17 protein-coding genes and 1 pseudogene are annotated in these 17018 nt (G+C 63.6%); 9 read left to right on the top strand and 9 right to left on the bottom strand.

Annotation, left to right across the window (positions count from 1 at the left end; all coding sequences use genetic code 11):
- Positions 1-86 precede the first annotated feature (86 nt).
- Both U5A82_RS10140 and U5A82_RS10135 read left to right on the top strand, forming a co-directional pair.
- Positions 87-1382, top strand: coding sequence for a S8 family serine peptidase (locus tag U5A82_RS10140; protein WP_326290588.1), 1296 nt, complete (start codon positions 87-89; stop codon positions 1380-1382).
- A gap of 99 nt (positions 1383-1481) precedes the next feature.
- Positions 1482-2183, top strand: a complete 702-nt coding sequence (locus tag U5A82_RS10135) for a hypothetical protein (protein WP_326290586.1) — start codon at positions 1482-1484, stop codon at positions 2181-2183.
- 110 nt (positions 2184-2293) lie between these two features.
- Here the strand turns inward: U5A82_RS10135 and U5A82_RS10130 are convergent, their stop codons facing one another.
- The 3 genes from U5A82_RS10130 to U5A82_RS10120 form a co-directional block, all read right to left on the bottom strand.
- Positions 2294-2983 carry a pentapeptide repeat-containing protein gene (locus U5A82_RS10130; RefSeq protein WP_326290585.1) on the bottom strand — a complete coding sequence of 230 codons (690 nt, stop codon included), beginning with the start codon at positions 2981-2983 and terminating at the stop codon, positions 2294-2296.
- 107 nt (positions 2984-3090) lie between these two features.
- Complete coding sequence (gene ctrA, locus U5A82_RS10125) at positions 3091-3798, bottom strand: response regulator transcription factor CtrA (protein WP_326290583.1); 708 nt, start codon at positions 3796-3798, stop codon at positions 3091-3093.
- Between the two features lie 293 nt (positions 3799-4091).
- The gene (locus tag U5A82_RS10120; RefSeq protein WP_326290581.1) at positions 4092-4985 is read right to left on the bottom strand and encodes a LysR family transcriptional regulator; all 894 of its coding nucleotides are present in this window, start codon (positions 4983-4985) and stop codon (positions 4092-4094) included.
- 106 nt (positions 4986-5091) lie between these two features.
- Here U5A82_RS10120 and U5A82_RS10115 point away from each other — a divergent pair, with 106 nt between their 5' ends.
- Positions 5092-5811, top strand: coding sequence for a pirin family protein (locus U5A82_RS10115; protein WP_326290579.1), 720 nt, complete (start codon positions 5092-5094; stop codon positions 5809-5811).
- Between the two features lie 106 nt (positions 5812-5917).
- Positions 5918-6517, top strand: coding sequence for an NAD(P)H:quinone oxidoreductase (gene wrbA / locus U5A82_RS10110; protein WP_326290577.1), 600 nt, complete (start codon positions 5918-5920; stop codon positions 6515-6517).
- A gap of 108 nt (positions 6518-6625) precedes the next feature.
- Here wrbA and U5A82_RS10105 read toward each other — a convergent pair whose 3' ends face one another.
- The gene (locus tag U5A82_RS10105) at positions 6626-7585 is read right to left on the bottom strand and encodes an acyltransferase family protein (RefSeq protein WP_326290576.1); all 960 of its coding nucleotides are present in this window, start codon (positions 7583-7585) and stop codon (positions 6626-6628) included.
- A 77-nt stretch (positions 7586-7662) separates the two neighbouring features.
- Between U5A82_RS10105 and U5A82_RS10100 the strand changes: the two genes are divergently transcribed.
- Positions 7663-8340: an RluA family pseudouridine synthase gene (locus U5A82_RS10100; protein WP_326290574.1), complete on the top strand. Its 678-nt coding sequence runs from the start codon at positions 7663-7665 to the stop codon at positions 8338-8340.
- Positions 8327-8730 (top strand): annotated as a pseudogene (arfB, locus tag U5A82_RS10095) (alternative ribosome rescue aminoacyl-tRNA hydrolase ArfB). Before U5A82_RS10100 ends, arfB begins: the two are co-directional and overlap by 14 nt.
- Here the strand turns inward: arfB and U5A82_RS10090 are convergent.
- The 4 genes from U5A82_RS10090 to U5A82_RS10075 are packed head-to-tail and all read right to left on the bottom strand — an operon-like array spanning position 8731 to position 12456.
- Positions 8731-10353: an ArnT family glycosyltransferase gene (locus tag U5A82_RS10090; RefSeq protein ID WP_326290572.1), complete on the bottom strand. Its 1623-nt coding sequence runs from the start codon at positions 10351-10353 to the stop codon at positions 8731-8733.
- Positions 10350-10997: a class I SAM-dependent methyltransferase gene (locus tag U5A82_RS10085; RefSeq protein WP_326290570.1), complete on the bottom strand. Its 648-nt coding sequence runs from the start codon at positions 10995-10997 to the stop codon at positions 10350-10352. The genes U5A82_RS10090 and U5A82_RS10085 overlap by 4 nt, the downstream gene beginning before the upstream one ends.
- Positions 10994-11989: a glycosyltransferase gene (locus tag U5A82_RS10080; RefSeq protein ID WP_326290568.1), complete on the bottom strand. Its 996-nt coding sequence runs from the start codon at positions 11987-11989 to the stop codon at positions 10994-10996. The genes U5A82_RS10085 and U5A82_RS10080 overlap by 4 nt, the downstream gene beginning before the upstream one ends.
- 56 nt (positions 11990-12045) lie before the next feature.
- The gene (locus U5A82_RS10075; RefSeq protein WP_326290566.1) at positions 12046-12456 is read right to left on the bottom strand and encodes a GtrA family protein; all 411 of its coding nucleotides are present in this window, start codon (positions 12454-12456) and stop codon (positions 12046-12048) included.
- A gap of 85 nt (positions 12457-12541) precedes the next feature.
- On the opposite strand from U5A82_RS10075, the gene U5A82_RS10070 reads away from it, so the two are divergent.
- The 3 genes from U5A82_RS10070 (at position 12542) to U5A82_RS10060 (ending at position 14340) form a co-directional block, all read left to right on the top strand.
- The gene (locus U5A82_RS10070; protein ID WP_326290565.1) at positions 12542-13024 is read left to right on the top strand and encodes a GAF domain-containing protein; all 483 of its coding nucleotides are present in this window, start codon (positions 12542-12544) and stop codon (positions 13022-13024) included.
- A 177-nt stretch (positions 13025-13201) separates the two neighbouring features.
- Positions 13202-14053: an RcnB family protein gene (locus tag U5A82_RS10065; protein ID WP_326290562.1), complete on the top strand. Its 852-nt coding sequence runs from the start codon at positions 13202-13204 to the stop codon at positions 14051-14053.
- Complete coding sequence (locus tag U5A82_RS10060; protein WP_326290560.1) at positions 14050-14340, top strand: hypothetical protein; 291 nt, start codon at positions 14050-14052, stop codon at positions 14338-14340. The genes U5A82_RS10065 and U5A82_RS10060 overlap by 4 nt, the downstream gene beginning before the upstream one ends.
- Here U5A82_RS10060 and U5A82_RS10055 read toward each other — a convergent pair.
- A complete protein-coding gene (locus tag U5A82_RS10055; RefSeq protein WP_326290559.1) occupies positions 14276-16930 on the bottom strand; it encodes a sensor domain-containing protein in 2655 nt (884 codons plus the stop codon). The genes U5A82_RS10060 and U5A82_RS10055 overlap by 65 nt on opposite strands.
- Positions 16931-17018 lie beyond the last annotated feature (88 nt).

Here is a 17018-nt window from a genome sequence, read left to right as displayed (position 1 = left end):
ATGTCTCCGTCACATGTTCGAAGGATGAAACGTAACAGGCCATCCGTTTCATCCCCACACAAAAGACGGATGGACATTTTTTCGCAATGGATGATTTTGCAGGCGAAAGGATCGGTGAATTGGACATGAGGCTGACGCGTCCCTGGATGATCGCGGGACTGATCCTAATTGCGCCCACTGGCGCGACATCGGGCGCGCAAGCGCAGTTGCTACCGGGCGGCGGCGGTTTGGGCGCCGTCGGGCAGGTCGTGCCCGACACGCTGGGCCGCGTCGGCGCGATGGTTGACGCCGCCGGGATCGATCGGCTTGCCCCTGAACGTCTGACGGAACGGCTGGCGACGGCGCGCCTGAACAGGATCACCGACCTGCTACGAAATCATGGCGACCGGATCGAACTGGACGATCGGCGCGAACCGGCGCGACGGGGCGTGATCTTGCTGACCGGGGCGGACGAGGGTGCGCTCAAGGCGCTGCGCGCAGCAGGCTATGGCGTGGAGGGCGAGACGGTCGAGGGCATCGACCTGCCGATCGTCCGTCTGACGCCACCTGGCAACCGGACCCTCAGCCGCGCCTTGCGGGATGTGCGCAAACTTGCCCCGCGCGCGCAGGCGAGCGCGGACAATCTCTATTTTCCCAGTGGTCCGGCCCTGGCGATGGCCAGCGGCGCGCTGGCAGGCGGCGGGCGGGTGGAGGGCCGTGTCGCCGGGCTGATCGACGGCGGCGTGGCGCGGCATCCGGCGCTGAACGGGCCGATCGAACAGCGCGGTTTTGCGCAGGGTGCGCCGCGCGCCAGCGCCCATGGCACCGCCGTCGCCTCGCTCATCAGCGGCGACGGCGTTGTGCGGGGCGCAGCGCCCGGCGCGCCTTTGCTGGTCGCCGATGTCTATGGCGACGATCCGGCAGGCGGCGGCACCTTCGCCATCGTCCGGGCATTGGGCTGGATGGCGGCGCGGGGCGTCCGCGTGGTGACGGTCAGTCTGGTGGGTCCAGCCAATCCCCTGCTGGATGGCGCGATCCGGCTGGCGCGGGACAAAGGCGTAACGGTGGTAGCGGCGGTCGGCAATGACGGCCCCGCCGCGCCGCCCGCTTATCCAGCCTCCTACCCCAGCGTCATCGCCGTGACGGGTATCGACGGACGCGGTCGCACCCTGCCCGAAGCAGGCCGCGCGCTGCACGTCGATTTCGCCGCCCCGGGGGCGGACATGCAGGCGGCGGACAGCGCAGGCGGCAAGAGCGCGGTGCGCGGCACCAGTTTTGCCGCGCCGCTGGTGGCGGGGCGCCTGTTCGCGCGCGGCACATTGGCTGCGCTGAAAGCGGAAGCCGATCCGGCGCGTAGGGGACAGCCGCCGCTGCTATGCGCAAATTGCAGAAATAACGAATGATTATCAGATGCTTGCAGATTTCCTTGGCTGGCAGGGATTAAAGTCTATCGCCCTTCCGTTCTCCCGACATCGCATTGAAAGCCATGAAGGAGACGAGTGATGAAAGCCAAGTTCCTGATCGCGACCGCCTGCCTTGCCGCCCTGTCGGCCGCGCCCGCTCCGGCCCAGCTTCTGGGTGGCGGCGGTGGTGGCCTGGGCGGATCGCTGGGCGGCGCATTGGGTGGCGGCAGCGGCGGCCTGGGCGGATCGCTCGGCGGATCGCTGAACGGCGCTGGCAGCCTCGACCGTAGCGTTGATCTCGACAATGGGCGCGTCGGCGCCAGCGGTTCGGGCCGTGGTCGCGCAGATGGCAGCGCCAGCGGTTCGGCCACCCGCAACGGCAGGACACGCAGCGGCAGCGCGTCGGGATCGGCCAACGGCGCTGCCAATGGCGGCCTGGCAGTGGATACGCTGGGCGCCAGCGACGCGCGCAATGCCGTCGGCTCTGTGCGTGATCGCGCCACGGAAACCGGCAGCGCAGTGCGCGATCGGGCAACCGACACGGCAACCGCCGCACGGGATCGCGCCGCCACGACGGTCGCCAACAGCCGCGACCGTGCAAGCATGGCGGCCAACGCCGCAAGGGATCGCGCTTCGGGGGTTACCAGTAGCGCTGGATCGGCGGCAGGCAACGTGGCGGGGCGGGCGGGCGGCGCGCTCGACAATGCCGCCTCCATCGACGCCAGCGGTCAGATTTCGGGTGACGCCTCCGGGCAAGGCGCGACCAGCAGCACCCCCACTCCCAATCAGGCGGACGATTGACCCCGCACGGGGCGTGACACGGACGGCGGATATTTTCCACTCCGCCGCTCGACGCCCCTTCGCCTGATGAACGGGCCGGTTGCCTTTCAGGCAGCTGGCCCGTTCTTATGTCAGCGCACGTTCAATCCCAGTTCGCCCAGCAACTGCCCCGCCTGCTCCCGCGATATGGTCGCGCCGCGAAACAGCCCCGCATTGACCAGCCGCAACCCGCCAATATCCGCGCCACGCAAATCCGCGCCATCGAACCGACACCCGTCGAGCCCCGCATCGCGCAGGCTGCATCCGTCGAACGACGTGCCTCGGAAATCGCATTTGGCGAGGTCCGCCTGACTGAAGTCGACCGAGGTCAATGCCTGCTTGCGGAAGGAAAAGCCGGGCAGCCGCGCATTTACCAGCAGCGTTTCGATAAACTGCACGTCCAGCGCGCTGGCTTCGGCCAGGTCTGCGCCGGTCAGCTTGCACCGTTCGAACTTCGCGCCGAACAGCTTCGCGCGACGCAATACGCCATTGTTGAAATCGCACGCCAGAAATTCCGCTTCGCGCAAATCCGCACCGGTAAAGAGCACGAACCCGCCCCGGCAGGATTGCCACCGCGTCCCGTCCAGCTTCGTGCCGCCAAAGTCCGTGCGGCGCATTTGGCAGCGTTCGAATGTCCAGCGCGACAGGTCCAACCCTGACAGGTCGGCCTCTTCCAGGTCGCAATCGATCAGATGCGTGGGCAAGCCCTTGGCCAGCGGCGCGATATCGGCCCGGCTCAGCGTTCGTTCCCGCAAGGTGCGATCGGCAAACAGATCATCCATGACGCGGCCTTAACCGTAACCGGCGCTATGATCCATGCCGCAAAACGGGAAAAGGCCAGCATCCCTTCGGACCCCGGCCTTTCCACCCCCCATTAACCCTTTGACGATCAGGCGACCTTGGCCTGCTCTTCCACTATTTCGTCGGGATCGCGCAGCACATAACCACGGCCCCAGACCGTCTCGATATAATTGTCGCCGCTGCATGCGAGCGCCAGCTTCTTGCGCAGCTTGCAGATGAACACGTCGATGATCTTGAGTTCCGGCTCGTCCATCCCGCCATAGAGGTGGTTGAGGAACATTTCCTTGGTCAGCGTCGTGCCCTTGCGCAGCGAGAGCAGTTCCAGCATCGCATATTCCTTGCCGGTCAGGTGGACGCGGTTGCCGTCCACTTCCACCGTCTTGGCGTCGAGGTTCACGGACAGCTTGCCGGTGCGGATGACCGACTGGCTATGCCCCTTCGACCGGCGGACCACGGCGTGGATGCGGGCAATCAGCTCTTCGCGATGGAAGGGCTTGGTCACATAATCGTCGGCGCCAAAGCCGAAGGAGCGGACCTTGCTATCCATTTCCGAAATGCCCGACAGGATCAGCACCGGCGTCTGCACCTTGGCGGCGCGCAGCTTCTTCAGCACGTCATAGCCGTGCATGTCAGGCAAATTCAGGTCCAGGCAGATGATGTCGTAATCATACAGCTTGCCCAGATCGAGGCCTTCCTCACCCAGGTCGGTCGTATAGACATTGAAGCCTTCGGTCGTGAGCATAAGCTCGATCGCCTTGGCGGTGGTCGGTTCGTCCTCGATCAGCAGCACGCGCATGTGAAGCCCCTTGTGTAACACCTGTCGGTGTGTCGCAGTCCCGTTCACCCACCAGAACGGCTTCTGCTCCAATTCATTAACCAAAAAACTTCTGAAGGACAAAGGTTAATTTTTCGCTAACCGGCAGGAATCCACGAGTTGCTAGAAAACGAATCTGTTTACAAAGAGTTGAGATGGAAACGTCCCAACCGGAGTCAAGATGGATTCACCTACGAAACGACGCGCAAATGCGCTTTCAACCGTACCGATTTGACGCGGCGCGCCAAATGTTTCGCGGGACTTTACCGGCGCGGTTAACAGCCGTGATGCTTCGTGAGATAGTCGAGCAGCGCATCGACGCGCGCAGGGCGCAGGCGCGACGGCGGCGTCACCAGATGCAGGCCGAAGGGGGCGGGCCGCCAATCGGTCAATATCTCTTCCACCTCCCCCTTCGCCAGCGCGTCGCCGATGATAAAGTCGGGCAATCGCGCGATGCCCACGCCCATACGCAGCGCGGGCAGCATCGCCTCCCCACTGTTCACGGTTATACGACTGCGCACCTGCACCACCACATTCTGCTGCCCCGGCCCGGCAAAGCGCCACACATCGGGCGCCGCGACGTTGGAGTAGCATAGGCAATCATGCGTTCCGAGATCGGACGGGTGTTGCGGCCGTCCTCGTTCTTCCAGATAGGCGGGTGAGGCGACGACATGCAAAGTCACGTCCGCGAGCCGACGCGCACGCAGCGAGCTGTCCGGCATGTCGGCGATGCGGATGGTCGCGTCCAGCCCCATTTCGACAATGTCGATCTGCGCATCGGACAGGTGCAGGTCGACATCCACCAGCGGATGTTCCTTGGTGAATTGCGCCACCATCGGCGCGATCCGCATCAGACCGAAGGTCATCGGCGCGCCCAGTCGCACGACACCCGACAATTCCGCCGTTTCGTCGCGCGCGGCTTCCTCCGCCGCCTGCCCCTCCGCCATGATACGATGGGCATGATCGGCCAACCGCTTGCCGCTTTCGGTCAACGCCAGGCGGCGGCTGGTGCGGTTGAACAGGCTGGTGTCCAGATGCTCCTCCAGCCGGGTTACCGCCTTGGACACGGTGGCCTTCGACACGCTCAGCGCCTTGGCCGCGTCGGTGAAGCTGCGATGTTCCACCACCGCGGCGAACATAGCCCAGGCCTCGAAGTCAGGTAATCGCATCGGGAAACAATCCGTTTCAAAGCTGCCGGTTTAAGAAACGATCCTGATGGCTAGATTGTCGGAAAGCAAGCGGAAGCATCCGCCTCCGCAACGAAAGGCATTCCGTATGACCACGACCATCACGAGCCGCATAGAGCGCCGCCCGTTCGCGTCGCTGGGCCATGCCGACCATGGCTGGCTGAACGCGCGCCATCATTTTTCCTTCGCCGATTATCATGACGACGATCGCATGCACTGGGGCGCGATCCGGGTGTGGAACGATGACGAGATCGGCCCGCGATCCGGCTTTCCACCGCACCCGCATGCCGACATGGAAATCATCACCTATGTTCGCACCGGCGCGATCACGCACAAGGACAGCCTGGGCAATCAGGGGCGTACGGAGGCAGGCGACGTGCAGGTCATGTCGGCGGGCACCGGCATCCGCCACGCCGAATATAATCTGGAGGATGAAACCACCACCCTGTTCCAGATCTGGATCATGCCCCGTGTCCGCGGCGGCCAGCCCAGTTGGGGCGCCAAGCCGTTCCCGACGGGCGAGCGTTCCGGCAGGCTGGCGGTGCTGGCGAGCGGCTATGACGAGGATAGGGAGGCGCTACGCATCCGCGCCGACGCCCGCTTGCTGGGCGGTACGGTGAAGGCCGGGACGAGCGTCACCTACGACAGCGCGGAAGGCCGCCACCTCTATCTGGTTCCGGCGACGGGCCGGATCGAGATCGACGGCGAACCGTTCGAAGCTCGCGACGGTGCGGCCATTCTGAGCGGCGGGCCGATCACGATCACGGCACTGGAAGATGCCGAAATCGTTTTGGTGGACAGCATCTGACCCCTTCGGCCCGTCCATCCCCCCTCCCATCGGACGGGCCGGGCCGCCCGCATCCCCTATGCGGGCGGCCACTCCCTTTTCCCCTACCATGTGAAGGAGACGCTTCATGGCTAAAGTCTTGGTTCTCTATTATTCCTCCTACGGGCATATCGAACAGATGGCCCAGGCCATGGCCGAAGGCGCCGCCGCCGCAGGCGCGCAGGTCGACATCAAGCGCGTTCCCGAAACCGCGCCGCTGGAAGTTGCGAAAAACGCGCATTTCAAACTGGATCAGCAAGCCCCAATCGCGACTGTCGCCGAACTGGCGGATTATGACGCGATCATCGTCGGCACCGGCACCCGCTTTGGCCGCATGTCCAGCCAGATGGCGGCCTTCCTCGATCAGGCCGGCGGCCTGTGGGCGCGCGGCGCCTTGAACGGCAAGGTCGGCGGGGCCTTCACCTCGACCGCCAGCCAGCATGGCGGGCAGGAAGTCACGTTGTTTTCGATCATCACCAACCTGCTGCATTTCGGCATGACCATCGTCGGCCTCGATTATGGGTTCCAGGGCCAGATGGGCGTGGACAAGGTGCGCGGCGGATCGCCCTATGGCGCGACCACCCTGGCCGACAGCGACGGCAGCCGCCAGCCCGGCGAGGAAGAACTGGAAGGCGCACGCTATCAGGGCCGCCGCATCGCGGAGACGGCGATCAAGCTGCACGGCTGATCTTATTAGCAGCCTTCGGGTCGCATCAGGGCTGCCAAAAGGGACTGGCGCATCAAGACGATGCGCCAGTCCCTTTTTGTTTGACGGCAAGCGTTTTCATGGATGCGGTTAGAGCAGCCAGCGGGACGCTACATGCGAACGGCGGATAGCTTGATACAGGCAGAACGGAACGAGCAACGCCAACAGCAGCAGCCACGGCTTGCCCAGATAGGGCGACAGATAGTGGATCACCGCGACATGGAGGTACATGACCACCAGCGAAGCCCGCCCCACCGCCGCGACCGACCCGGCGAAGGGCGCGATCAAGGCGGACAGGCGAAACAGGAGCAAACTGGTCGCCACTGCCGAACCGATCGACAGGAGCGGCCAACCATAGTCCGCCGCTTTCATGTTGAGCGTGGGGAACACTCCCGCCAGCCCGCCCAGCGCCAGCGCGCTCAAGGGAAGCAACATCCAGCCCCGCCAGCGGATACGCGGCCATATCGCCCCGGTCCATAGCAGCACAAATGCCATAGGCACGCTCAAAACTCCCAGGGGCGACGCCTCCGTCCACCGACCCAGCGCATAGGCCAGGACGATCATCGGCAACAGGATGAGGCCCCACCGCCGGTTGAGCACATCCGGCCAGCGCACCAACGCGACGTTGAACAACAGCCGTGCAATAAGCAGGCAGGGCACGAACCAGAAGATGGTATAAGGCCCCCGCAGCCAGGACCCGCCCAGCAGGATCGGGATGCTATCACCTGGCCATTGGTGGAAGATGGGCAGACCGCCCTTCAGGCGTTCGATGATCTGGTCCGCCACCAACAATATGAGCAGGAACGCGGCGTAGGGCCGCATCTGCTTCACCAGTTGTCGTCGCGTAAAATCCCCTATTGCATGGGGCCGCGACAACATGCCCGACAGCAGGAAGAAGAGCGGCATATGAAAACTATACATGGCGTCGCGCACCGGCCCGCGCGTCCACACATGGCCGATCACGACGGCGACGACGCCAATGCCACGCGCGACATCGACCCAGTCGAGCCGAAATTGCGCCTGCGGCCGATCATGCCCCCTGTTGTCCATCGCCTCCACCGCCTATAGGAAGCCGCGCGCGCGTCAATTGCCCGTCCCATTTCCTCCTCCCGATCGGATCACGCCTCTTGTCCCTGCTTTCCGACCTAGTCCTGTTCATCGATGGCGAAGCCCTCATCCTCGACAAGCCTTCGGGCCTGCCGGTCGACGCGCCGCGTGATGGATCGCTGGCGGTGGAAAATCATCTGGCGTCCCTGACCTTCGGGTTCCAGCGCTGGCCGTTGCCGGTCCACAGGCTGGATCGCGACACCAGCGGCTGCCTGTTGCTGGCGCGCAATCCCAAGGCGCACAAACGCTTCGCCGCCGCGTTCGAGGCTGGCACGGTCGTCAAACGCTATGTCGCGGTGATCGAGGGTGTGCCGAGCGAGGATGAAGGCGTGATCGAACTTGCGCTCGGCAAGGTCAGTACGGCAGCGGAAGGCTGGCGCATGATCCCGGCCAGGGCGGGCAAGAACGCCATCACCCATTGGCGCAAGATCGCGGAGAAGGACGGCCGGTCGCTGATCGCCTTCGCCCCAAAAACCGGGCGCACCCACCAGATCCGCGTCCATGCGCTGCATGGCCTGGGCTTTGGCATCGTCGGCGATCCGGTCTATGGCGACGGCGAAGGCGCGATGCTGCTGCACAGCCGTTTCCTCAGCATGCCGCGCGGCGACAAGCCTGCGGCGGAGGCGACCGCCCCCCTGCCCGCGACTTTCGCCGCGGCGGGCTTTGGCCAGGATTTGCTGGACAATGTCGGGCTTTGACATTCCCGATGATGCGCTGGAGGAGCGCTTCATCACCGGCGGCGGTCCGGGGGACAGAATGTCAACAAGGTGGCGACGACGGTGCAGTTGCGCGTCGACCTCTTCAAGCTGGCTCTGCCGCCCTATGCCTATCGCAAGCTCAAGGAACTGGCCGGATCGCGGCTGACCGCCGCGAACGAGATCGTGATCCAGGCGTCCCGCTTCCGCACGCAGGAGGCGAACCGGCAGGACGCACGCGAACGGCTGGCCGAGATGATCGCCAAGGCGCATGTCCGCGACGCCCGGCGCATCGCGACCAAGCCGGGCAAGGCCGCCAAGGCTCGCCGCGTCGACGCGAAGAAAGCGCGCAGTTCGGTGAAACAGGGGCGCGGCCGGGTACAGATGGACTGATCAGCGCACCGAAGCGCAAAGGGCGGGATCGGCCGGAGCGGCGGGGAAATGCAGCGTATATTTGCCCACGTCGCGCGTGTGGGGATAGGCGTCCCTGATCGCCGCGATCACGACCGGCTGATAGCGGCTGAGAGATACGCCCTGACCCAATATGCCGTCGATAGCGAAGAAACCAAAGCAATGTGCCCGCACGAGCCGTGCGAAGCCGTCCTGATCGTAGACGCCTTTTGCGCCCAGTTCAGCGGTTATTGCTGATTCCCACTGCACTTTTCGGCCCGCGCGAATGGGAAATGTCATGTCGTCGGATATGACCGGACGATCGCTGGCTGCGATCATGTCCACTATCGGTTGTTTTTGACGCAGCCTTTCCCCGATCGAAGCCGTGGCGGGCTGTCCATCATACAGCGCGAACATGGCGATCAATTGGCCCGGCAGCGCGAGAAACAGCAACTTCACCAACAGGGATCGCGGCGTGGACATCGCCCCGCCCAAGGCAATGGCAACATAGGGCGCGATCGCCACCCCGGCAAAAATGGCGATGCCGGAGAACCAGTCCACCATATAATTATAGTTGGCGCCCGACTTGGCCATCGCCGCCAGTAGAACGGTCTTCAGGCCCAGAAAGGCGATCAGGATCAGCGTCAGAGTGGCCCTGGGATCATCCGCGACGCGGCGGCGTGCAACCGCCATAGCCCCTGCGTCATGGATGATATGACGGACATGACTCCATGCCGCCATGCCGCCGACCACCGCCAGCCCGATCGCCGCCACATGGATCGCCAATTGCGGCAGCAAAATTTCCCACAACAGGTTGAGCGCGAAGCGGTTCACATTATAGCCGACGATGTGACGGAGAAATTCGCTGCCGTTCAGCCATTGTTCGACCGCCAATCCCGACAGGCCCATGACAAGCGCAGCGGCCAGCCCGCGCACCGCCAGTAGCCGATGCGTGAATAGCAGCACCAGAAACGCAGCGGCGGGCGGCGCGACCGAAATCTGCTTCACGAACAGGCCAAGTACGAACATGGCGCTGGCAACGTAGATATAGTGCGGGCGCGACAATGCGCGCAGCACGAACCACAGTCCGGCAGCGCCGAATAGGACCGACAGCATGTCTACGCGCATCAGCGGCGTCCACATGCGCACCGGCACGCAGGACAGGAAGAGCAGGCCCGCAAAAGCGCCGCATAGGATGCGCGTCCTGACGGTTTCGGCGTTTCCGATCGTCGCGCTTGTGAGCATGCCCACGACCACAGCGGTCAGTGCGGAGGATGCAATCGAAACGAGGCGACCCGCGATCATCTCGTCCAGGCCGGTGAGGGCCGCCAGCCCTTCGAACGTCAGATGATAGACCGGCGGATAATGATAGACTATCGCCGGAAATATCTGGAGCGGCCCGTAGCCTTCGCCCGCCCAGATGTTGCGCGCCTGCTGCCAGACGATCCCTTCGCCATAATCGAGCTGGAAGGGATAGTTCAGTGCAAAGCCGATATAGGACAGCAGGGACAGGAGATGGCAGAGCAGGAGCAGGAAGATAACTGCCAGCCCTGCTGTCACCAGCCGCCGCTTGGGCAAGCTCCCACGAAGCCGGTGGGTGGGCACGGATGCGACTTGCCCGTTCATGCCGGTTCCGCCTTCGGACGCGCAACGACCAGCATCTGCTTGCCCATCGGCTTAAAGGGCGAACGTAGATAAGCGCCGATCAGGATCGACCAGGACGGCAGACGCGACTTGATGCTGAGCGGCAGGAAGCGCGAATGCACCGCCACAATATCCCATCCATGCGCCGACAGCATGTCGGGCAGGCTGATATGGGAATAGGCCGTCAGATGTGTATAATCGTCGAAATATTCGCGATACGCATAGCGATAATTGGGCTGCAATATGGTGAGGCATCCTGCGGGGGACAATTTCCCCCGAAGGGCGGCCAGCACAGCGACCAGCGCCTCCCGCGTCAGATGCTCGAACAGGTTGGAGGCGAAGGCATAGTCGACGCAGCCATCTTCGATGGCTGACAAATCTTCGACCGGCCCCACGATCGTCTCCACGCCGGGCGCGACATGTCCCGGCATGGCAGGCCAGATGTCCAGCGCGATCCTGCGCCGGGCGACGACCGTATTGATGAAGTCGCCATAGCCCGCGCCCATGTCCAGCACGCAATCATCGGGGCGGACATGGCGACTAAAATAATATTTCCACAACGCCCGCCATACGGCCCCGCGTCGGCTGTCTTCGTTCAGCCGCGATCCATGATAATCGCCGCTCACGCCGGTTGTTTCCAGTTGTTGAGCATGCCCGATATCATGCGCATACCAACGACGAAGCTGCGCCAGTTATTGACGTTGCCGCCCTTGCTCAGCCCGACGCGCGGATGGAAGGTGATGGGACATTCCAGCAGCACATAATTTTCGCCCAGCGCGGTATCGAGGAAATGGGCGTTGAATTCCAGATTGACCGCCGGGTTAAGCCGGGGCAGCAATTTCACCAGCGCATCGCGACGGCATAATTTGTACGTCGTGCCGACGTCGGTGATAGTGCCACGCCCAAGATGCTTTGCCTCCAGCAGCTTTCCGACGAAGATATTGCCGTAGAACATGAAGGTGCTGAGTTGAGTGATATATTGGCGCAGCGGCTCCACCGTCCGCGTGCCGTTTACGATGTCGGCATGCGGGGCATAGGCCAGCAGCTTTTCGATATCATAGGCGCGAAAGGTGCTGTCCCCTTCGCACAGGACGACGAATTCGGTGTCCAGATATTGCGCGCCCTCTTCCAGGCAACGGAAGACGCAACGCCCATAACCGGGCTGAAGTTCGTTATAGCCGATGGCCCCGGCCTCGATGGCCCGTTCCAGCGTCCGGTCGCTGCTGTTGTTGCTGACAACGATGACCCGTTCGACCAGCGGATGCGACAGAAAATCCTCAACCGCAGGCCCGATGCTGTTCTCATCATTATAGGCCGTCAGCGCCACGGTGACACGGCGGCGCTGAACCGGCTCGAACCGCACGGGCATGTCAGGCTTCTTGCCGCCGAACAGGACGAGTATGTCGAACAGAGCCAAAGCCAGCCCCAGCATGATGGGCACGCCGCTATACCATACCAGCCAGATGGCGACAGGATCGAGTAGCGCATAAAGGCCCAGAAGATAGCGGGGAATGACGAGCAGGACGCCCAGAAGATAGATCGCAATGCCCAGGGTGAACATCAGCACTCCATAAAGGAGAAAGGGCGCGTGCCGCCTCTTGATGGTCCCGTCGGTCATGATTCCCCCGTTCAGATATGCTGATCAGGCGCTATCGGCATATGGTTAAGGAACCCTCAATTCCTGCCGTTACGCTTGGCGAATACCCAGTGTCTGGCCAGCAGGAACGTCACCAGCGGGGTGGCGAAGATCATGGGTAGCAAGGCCGTCCAAGGCTGCCAATGCAGGCCACGAGTGCAAATCCAGACCCAGAGGCTGTTGCAGGCGAACGCCCCCAGGGACAGGGCGCAATAACGCGCGATGCTGCCCGCCCCGGACTGCGCGTCGGCGAAGCTGAAACTGCGATGCAGCCGATAGCTGACACCCAACTGAGCGATATAGGCTAGGAGGTTCGCGACCTGCGGGTGCAACCCCATCATCATCGCACAGGCTGCATAGACGATGATCGCCACGCAAGCCGCCAGCCCGCCGCTGATCGCAAAGCGGGTGAAGGCAAGCCAAGTGGAGGAGAGGATTAGCGCGCGCATGTCCGCGCCTGCCTAACGCATCAGCGTTAACCATAGTCTAACGCCCGCCGTTTGCGATAGGCTGACGCAGCCCTATATAGACTGCATGTATGACTTTGCATCCGTCGCTGCCGACAAGCCCACCCTCTACGCCGACCTATTGTCGGCCGCCGACGCGCTGACTGCGTCGGAGCCTGATCCGGTCGCCAATATGGCGAATTTGTCGGCCCTGCTCTGGCAATTTCTGCCCGACCTGAACTGGGCAGGATTCTATCGGATGGTGGACGATGAACTGGTGCTGGGGCCATTTCAGGGGAAGCCTGCCTGCATCCGCATTCCGCTGGGCCGGGGTGTGTGCGGCACGGCGGCAGCCACGCGCCAGACCCAGTTGGTCGAGGATGTCCACGCCTTCCCCGGCCATATTGCCTGCGACGCAGCCAGTGCATCGGAAATTGTCGTCCCTGTCCTACGAGACGGTCACCTGGTCGGCGTCATCGATCTGGACAGCCCCCTCGCCGCCCGTTTCGACTCGGATGACCAGCGCGGGCTGGAGGCTTTGGCGGCGCGCATAGCGGGGCGGATAGGCTGACGGGTTAACCCTCTTTCCTGCACATCGCCCGCTCCACTTTCCCTTTCCGCCCCGTTTCGGGACAGGATAATGCGGCAGGGATCGTGGATCGGCGCGGATCAGCATGCTAAATGATGCGTTAGGATTTCGGCCTGCGCATCCGGTTCGCACGCCATGTCAGAACAGGGAGTGTTAACCATGCGAACGCCAACTCTTCTCCTGCTGGGGGCAAGTGCAGCGCTGGCAGGATTCGCTGCTCCAGCGGCCGCATCCGGTGGCGCAGGCGCGTCGCTGCCTGTGATGGGCAAAAGCTGGAGCGGACCGCGCCCTGGCGGGGCAATGCGGAATTCCGGCCCGCGCCCCGGCGTTCACGGTCCTCGCCCCGGCGGCCAGTGGAGCAGCGGCAATTGGAATGGCGGCGGGCATCGCTGGGGACCGCGCCAGAATGGCCGCTGGTTCGCCGGATGGGGCGCGCCGGGTGGATGGGGTGGCTATCAGCGCCCGGTCTATGGCTATGTCCTGCCGCGCTATTGGGTCAGCCCCTCTTATTCCATCGTCAATTATGGCGCCTATGGCCTGCCTGCTCCGGCTTATGGTTATGGCTGGTCGCGCTATTATGACGATGCGGTCATGACCGATCGCTATGGCCGGGTCTATGATTCGCGCAGCGATATCGACTGGGGCCGTTATGAGGGCGGATATCGCCCCGATGAAGACGGCTATTATGACGAACCGCGCCGCGACAATGGCGTGGGTGGGGCCGCGATCGGCGCTGTGGTCGGCGGCGTTGCGGGCAATCGCATCGCGGGACGCGGCAACCGTACCGCAGGCACGCTGATCGGCGCAGGCGTAGGCGCCGTCGCGGGCATGGCGATCGACAAGGCGGAAAATGCGCCGCGTCGCGGCGGACCGCCCCCCGCCCGGGCGTCGGCTATGATGATGGCTATGGTTATGCTGACGACAGCGTCACCACACGCAATGACTATCCCCAGAATGCATATGAAGGCCACTGGACCGGCACCTGGACGACCGATGACGGTCGGCAGGTGAGCGGCACCTATGACGGTCGGTTCGAAGGGGACGTACGCGGCGCGGGCGTCGATTATGACGCGCCGCCTTATGCCGGTGGTGCGCATTGGTCGGGCGGCCTGGGCCAAGTGGTCACGCAGGGCGGTGGCGGCTACATATCGGGCGGCTATTATTATCCCGCGCCCGTCGTGACGACCGTGACCATACAGCCCGCCGTAACGACCACGACGACGACAAGCTATGTTACCGAGACCGTAGCGCGCAAGCCTGTGCGTCGACGGGCGGTCCGGAACTGCCGCTGTAAATAAGGACCGATGGCGCCAAGGCCCTGGGAAAGAAGGGGGCGGCCTTATGAGAGGCCTGCCCCCTTTTGCTGCCTGCCCGCGGCGGCGCGACGGCATGAACCGGCTGCGGGCGGCCGAGATGGAAGCCCTGGCCGACGATGCAGCCCTGATCCAGCAGGAAGTCAGCTTCGGCCGCCGTCTCCACGCCCTCGGCGACGACTTCCATGCCGAAACTGCCGCCCAGTTTGACGATCGCATCGACGATCGCCGCATTGCCAGCATCCTGATGGATGTTGCTGACGAAGCTGCGATCGATCTTGAGCACATCCACCGGGAATTGCTTCAGATGGGTGAGCGACGCAAATCCGGTCCCGAAATCGTCCAGCGCCACACGCACCCCGGCATCCGAAAAGTGTCGCAAAGCCTGCGCCACCTGATCCGCGCCGCGCCCCAGAAAGACGCTTTCCGTCACCTCGATTTCGAAATGGGCGGTCGGCACGGCAGCGCGATCCAGCAGGCCCAGCACCCGGTCGGCAAAGTCGCCGCTGGCGAAATCCGCCGCCGCGGCGTTGATGGCGACCCGCCCCGGATCGAAGCCAGCCTCCAGCCAGCGCTGCACATCGTTCAGCACGGCGTTCAGCATCTTCTGCGTCAATGCCACCGCGATCTCGCCATGGTTGAAGGCGGCAGCGATGCTACCAGGCAATTGCACGCCCATGCGGGGATGATGCCAGCGCAATAGCGCTTCATAGCCCAGCACCTGACCGCTGCGCATGTCCACGCGCGGCTGGTAATAGGGGATGGCGAGATCGTCCGCGACCACTTGGCGCGCCATGCGGATCATCGAACTGCGCTGCTGCGCTTCGGCGCGCAGATGGGAATGAAAAAGGGTGAGCCGCCCGCGCCCTGCGCCTTTCGACGCGTAAAGCGCCAGGTCCGCCGCCTTGAGCAGATCGTCCGCCCGGCTCGCATGGTCGCGGAACACGGCCCCGCCGATACTGACGCCGCAATGGAGCGAACGGCCCTGATGGACATAGGGTATGCGCAGACTGTCGATCAGCGACGCGCTGAACCGTTCCAGCGATGCACTGTCGGTCAGGGACGGCGCGACAAGCCCGAATTCGTCCCCACCCAGTCTCCCCAGCACAGCATCGATCGGCGCGACCGACGCCAACCGTTCGGCAAAGGCACAGAGCAGCGCATCGCCCGCATCATGCCCCATCGCGTCATTGGTGCGTTTGAGGTCGTCGATATCCAGGAGCAGCAGCCCAAAACTTGTGCCGTCGACCGTCGCCCGCGCGGCCATCTCTTCCAGCGTCGCCTGCCACAGCGCCCGGTTGGGCAGGCGCGTCATCGGATCATGGGTCGCAGCCCAGCGGATCCGCGCCTCGGCTTCATTCTCCTCGCTGACGTCGCGAAAGGTCACGACGATGCGGAGCGGGCGACCGGCATCCGATCGCGTCGTCCAGCCCGTGCTCCGTATCCAGCGCAGTGCACCGGTATCCGCGCGGTAGATCCGCATCGTCGTTTCGAAATTTGGCAGAACCACGCCTGCGGCCGCGGCGTCCAACATCGTCTGGAGGCGTTCTCGGTCCTCCGGGTGCGTAACGGCCAGCGCCAGTTCGGTGGTGGCCGGTTGATGATCGCCCAACCCCAACATCCGGCGAAATTCGGCAGACCAGGTACGAACGCCAGTGACGCAGTCGAAATCCCAGATGCCCAGGCACGCCGATTGGACCGCCAGACGGAACCGCTCTTCACTGTCGCTCAGTGCCGTCTGCGCCAGTCGTTCGGCATGCACATCCTCCAGCGTGCCGTACCAGCGCAGGACAGACCCATTGCTATGACGGCGCGCGGACGCGCGCGCACGCATCCAGCGATAACCGCCATTGCGCAGACGAATGCGATATTCGACATCCAAAGGCGCGCCGCTCGACAAATGCCCACGCCAGATCGCCACCACCCGCTGCATGTCGTCGGGATGCACCGCACCCAGCCATCCGGTACCGGCGGCCTGGTGCGGCGCCATGCCGGTCAGGTCGAACCAGCGTGGTCCTACTTCCTGGACGTTGCCGTCCGGGTCAGCGGTCCAGGGAACCTGCGGGTTGAGTTCGACCGACGCGCGATAATGATCGCAGCTTTCGGCCAGCGCCGCGGCCAGAATGCGGGCCTCCCGATCGTGACGGTCGTGCACATCCTCCACCGTGCCATACCAGTGCGTTTGGCATCCGGGCGTCATCAGGCGCATCATGCGGATCAGGCACCAACGTGCCTGTCCATCCGCGCATTTGATGCGAAGCGTCACTGGTTGGGGACGATCGCCGGCGCGTGTCATGGCCAGCAACGTGCGGCGATCCTCAGGCGAGAACAGGGCGCGCCAACCCAGGGTCATGGGATCGGTCACGAATCGCGGAAGGGCGCGATCGCTTTCCCGTTCCACGGCGATCAAACGGCCGCGATGATCCGCGACCCAGCGCAGCAGTGGCGGCGAAACGCGATCAAACACCGGCGATAGAAGTAATGCATTGTCATAGGGAAACGCGTTGCGCGCGAGTACGTCGTCGCCCGGCGTCAACCAGCCATCGTGAAAACGGCGATCAGCGAAGCGGTCCAAAACCCGCCTCCGGTCCGATATATCTTTCGCCGCTCATGAAGAGAGAATGGGCGGAGAAAGTAAAAAATTTGCTGCCGCTACAGACATG

It is taken from the genome of Sphingobium sp. CR2-8 (genome assembly GCF_035818615.1).
Lineage (GTDB): Bacteria > Pseudomonadota > Alphaproteobacteria > Sphingomonadales > Sphingomonadaceae > Sphingobium.
Note: the sequence above shows the minus strand (reverse complement) of the source record. Positions and strands in the feature narration are given on the sequence as shown.